We start from the raw sequence: 3,845 nt of genomic DNA, 5'->3' as shown, positions 1-3,845 counted from the left end.
GGGTTACACGACCTCGCAGGTGCAAAGCGCGACCGGCCTGGCCGACAGCGGCGAGGTCGAGGACTACCCGACTCACCCTGGTTGCCGCGCGTGCGCCTGAGCAAGGCGCTGGCGCCGACGTCGGACCCGGGCTTGTTCAATCTGTCGGTCGTGCCGCCGTCGGCGACCGCGGTGCAGACCAACACCGGCGCCGTGTCGAACGTCGGCCACGGCGGCACCACCGATTGGGTGCCGGTGCCGCTCGGCACGCTCATCACCGTCAGCGAAACCGCCGGCACCGGGCACCAGCCTGAGCAATTACACCTCCAGCATCGCCTGTACCGACCGCTCCGGCGCCACGGTGACGCTCGGCGCCGCCGGCACCACCCGCACTTTCTCCAGCATGGTCAGCGCACCGGTCGGGCCGCCGACCACGCCGAACACCGCCAACGCCAACCTCAGCGAGATCAGCTGCATCGCGACCAATGCGCGGCTGCCTACGTTGCAGGTGGTGAAAGTGACCCAGAACGGCGTCGGCACGTTTTCGTTCGGCGGTAGCAACGGCATCGCCAATCACGACATCACCACCGTCACCGCGGGTACCGGTGTGGCCGGCCCGGTGCAGGTGCTGACCGCCGCGAGCACCGCGACCACCGTTACCGAGGCGCCGCTGCCGGCCGGTTATCTGCTCGGCGGCATTTCCTGTAGCGGACTCGGCGCCGGCGGCAATGCGACCGTCGACTTGCCGAACCGCAGCGTGAGCCTCGACGCCGCCGCGACCGCATCGGGCAGCGCCATCGTCTGCACCTTCACCAACATCGCCCAGGTCGCCGACCTCGTCATCACCAAGACCAACACACCGTTGGCCGGCGACAACGACCAGGCCAACGACACCCTCGTGCGCGGCGCCACCACGCAATACACCTTGCGCGTCACCAACAACGGCCCGGTGTCGGTGACCGGTGCGGTGGTGCGCGACACGCCCGGCGCCGGCTTGAACTGCCCGGCCGGCAATGCGGTGAGCTGCAGCAGTGCCACCGCCGGAGCTTGTCCGTCTTCGCCGAGTCCGATCCTGATGAGCGATCTGACGGCCGGTGTGGCGCTGGGTACCTTACCGCTGGGCGCGGTGGTAACGCTCAGCTTCTCGTGCACGGTGCTGTAGCGGGCTTGCACGCCGGGCAATGTACGGAACTGCGCGAGCATGCGAACGGCAGGGCCTGGCCTGCCCCGGCCGTGAGATTCGCATAGCGAGCGCGCTACGCGACAGCCATAGCCGGCGGCGCAGCGTCGCCGAGGTTGAGAGCCGGCCGCGCGTGGCCGGCGCGCGATCGGACCTCTAGCAGCCTGCTTCCACCCTAGAGCCGCAGTACGCTGCATGAGAACGTCAAGGTCGAGACCGCTTCCGAGCGGCAGGGTACCGAAACCCGCGCCCACGCTTTGCTCGCTGAGCAAGGCCGGGCTCGGTGCGACTATGGCGCTGCCGGCGGCGATCGCCGCGGCGCCCTATTCAGTCCGTTCAGGCGCGCCGCCTGAGCCGACTGACGAATCTGTCTGGCAACTCTGACTTGCACCCCTGACTTGCGCTTTGACACGCAGCCTGCATGCGCTTAGCTTTCAAGGTGTTGTGCTTGTTGTTCCATTAGGGTGTGCCGCTCGCCGAGTGGGCACTGCCGGCGGGCACGGGTGGGGACAGGGGGAGCGATGGGGAACCGTTTGCGCGTGCGCAATCCGGGCCAGGCGAGCTCGAATCCGGGATTCCGGCATACCGGGAACCGCATCGCCTGCCTTCGAGCCGCACTGGCGGCTGCCATCGTCGGTGTCGTCGCGGCCGGACCGGCGCTGGCTTCGGAACAGAACCCCGACGTCGACACGGCGACGGGCACCCAGACGACCTATATCTCCGGGCTGGTGCTGACCGCCGCCACGAGCGGAGGGGTGCCGGGGACGACGGCCACCTCGATCACCGCAGGCGGACTGTCTTTTGGCGGTAATCCCCCCACCGCCTACGATCCGCGCATCGACCTGGTTTCCGAGACCTTCAATTTCCTTACCCCCGGCACCCCGGTCATCGTGGCTGCAGGCGGGCAACAGGCCATGGGTACGCTGACCTATAGTTTCAGCCGTCCGGTGGTGAACCCGCGCTTCCATTTCGCTCGCCTCGGCGGCACCGGCGCCGGCGCCGGTTTCTCCTCGACCTTCATGACCGCGCCCGCGGGTTCGACCTGGACCGTGATCGGCGGTTTGTTGACCACCACCCTCGCCAATACGCGCCTGCGTGGTTCGTCCAATACGCCCACGGTCGCTTGCGGCGACCCGGCGACCACCTCGGGTTGCGGCACTGCGCAGCTCAACGGCACGTTCACTTCCATCCCGATCGGGATCGGCATCGGCAACCCCACTGCGGCCACGCCCGGCGATCTGGGAGCGGATGGCTACACCGTTACGATCACCGTCGACGAAGACTTCAGCGACGCGCCGACCAGCTACGGCATGGCCGGCCACGTCAATTCGGGCCTTACTCTCGGTGCCAGCCTGACGATCGACCCGACCCTGCCGTTGACGATTCCGAACGGTACGGCTTACATCACGCCGGCGCCGGCAACCAGCCCGCGCGCCAGCACCAACGCCGCCGGCGATACCGATAACGCCTTCGCATCCCTGCCGATCGTGGGCGTCGGCACCTACAGCCTGTCGGTGCCGGTGGCCGGCTTCCAGACCGTCGCCGGCGCGTCGCCGCAGTTGTGCGGCTGGATCGACTTCAATCGCAACGGCAGCTTCGAAACCGGCGAACGCGCTTGCGCCGGCGTGATCGGCAACGGCAACGTCGCCTTGAACTGGACGGTCCCGACCGGCGCGACCTATGTCGCCGGCGAAAGCTATGCGCGCCTGCGCCTGGGTTACACGACCTCGCAGGTGCAAAGCGCGACCGGCCTGGCCGACAGCGGCGAGGTCGAGGACTACCCGATCACCCTGTTGCCGCGCGTGCGCCTGAGCAAGGCGCTGGCGCCGACGTCGGACCCGGGCTTGTTCAATCTGTCGGTCGTGCCGCCGTCGGCGACCGCGGTGCAGACCAACACCGGCGCCGTGTCGAACGTCGGCCACGGCGGCACCACCGATTGGGTGCCGGTGCCGCTCGGCACGCTCATCACCGTCAGCGAAACCGCCGGCACCGGCACCAGCCTGAGCAATTACACCTCCAGCATCGCCTGTACCGACCGCTCCGGCGCCGCGGTGACGCTCGGCGCCGCCGGCACCACCCGCACCTTCTTCAGCCTGATCAGCGCACCGGTCGGGCCGCCGACCACGCCGAATACCGCCAACGCCAACCTCAGCGAGATCAGCTGCACCGCGACCAATGCGCGGCTGCCTACGTTGCAGGTGGTGAAAGTGACCCAGAACGGCGTCGGCACGTTTTCGTTCGGCGGTAGCAACGGCATCGCCAATCACGACATCACCACCGTCACCGCGGGTACCGGTGTGGCCGGCCCGGTGCAGGTGCTGACCGCCGCGAGCACCGCGACCACCGTTACCGAGGCGCCGCTGCCGGCCGGTTATCTGCTCGGCGGCATTTCCTGTAGCGGACTCGGCGCCGGCGGCAATGCGACCGTCGACTTGCCGAACCGCAGCGTGAGCCTCGACGCCGCCGCGACCGCATCGGGCAGCGCCATCGTCTGCACCTTCACCAACATCGCCCAGGTCGCCGACCTCGTCATCACCAAGACCAACACACCGTTGGCCGGCGACAACGACCAGGCCAACGACACCCTCGTGCGCGGCGCCACCACGCAATACACCTTGCGCGTCACCAACAACGGCCCGGTGTCGGTGACCGGTGCGGTGGTGCGCGACACGCCCGGCGCCGGCTT

At 68.5% G+C, this 3,845-nt stretch carries 2 protein-coding genes (1 of these 2 only partly in view); both read left to right on the top strand.

The genetic code is table 11. From position 1 onward, the window contains the following. Window positions 1-340: 340 nt before the first annotated feature. Window positions 341-1,141: a prealbumin-like fold domain-containing protein gene (locus GLA29479_RS23250; protein WP_082638945.1), complete on the top strand. Its 801-nt coding sequence runs from the start codon at window positions 341-343 to the stop codon at window positions 1,139-1,141. A gap of 539 nt (window positions 1,142-1,680) precedes the next feature. After that, on the top strand, window positions 1,681-3,845 hold the 5' portion of the coding sequence (locus GLA29479_RS25900; protein WP_057973002.1) for a prealbumin-like fold domain-containing protein. The gene runs 16 nt beyond the window's last position; the window shows 2,165 of its 2,181 coding nt (coding positions 1-2,165); the start codon lies at window positions 1,681-1,683; the stop codon falls past the right edge of the window.

The organism is Lysobacter antibioticus (genome assembly GCF_001442535.1).
In the GTDB taxonomy this organism is placed as follows: domain Bacteria; phylum Pseudomonadota; class Gammaproteobacteria; order Xanthomonadales; family Xanthomonadaceae; genus Lysobacter; species Lysobacter antibioticus.
This window is presented reverse-complemented; position numbering and strand designations above follow the sequence as displayed.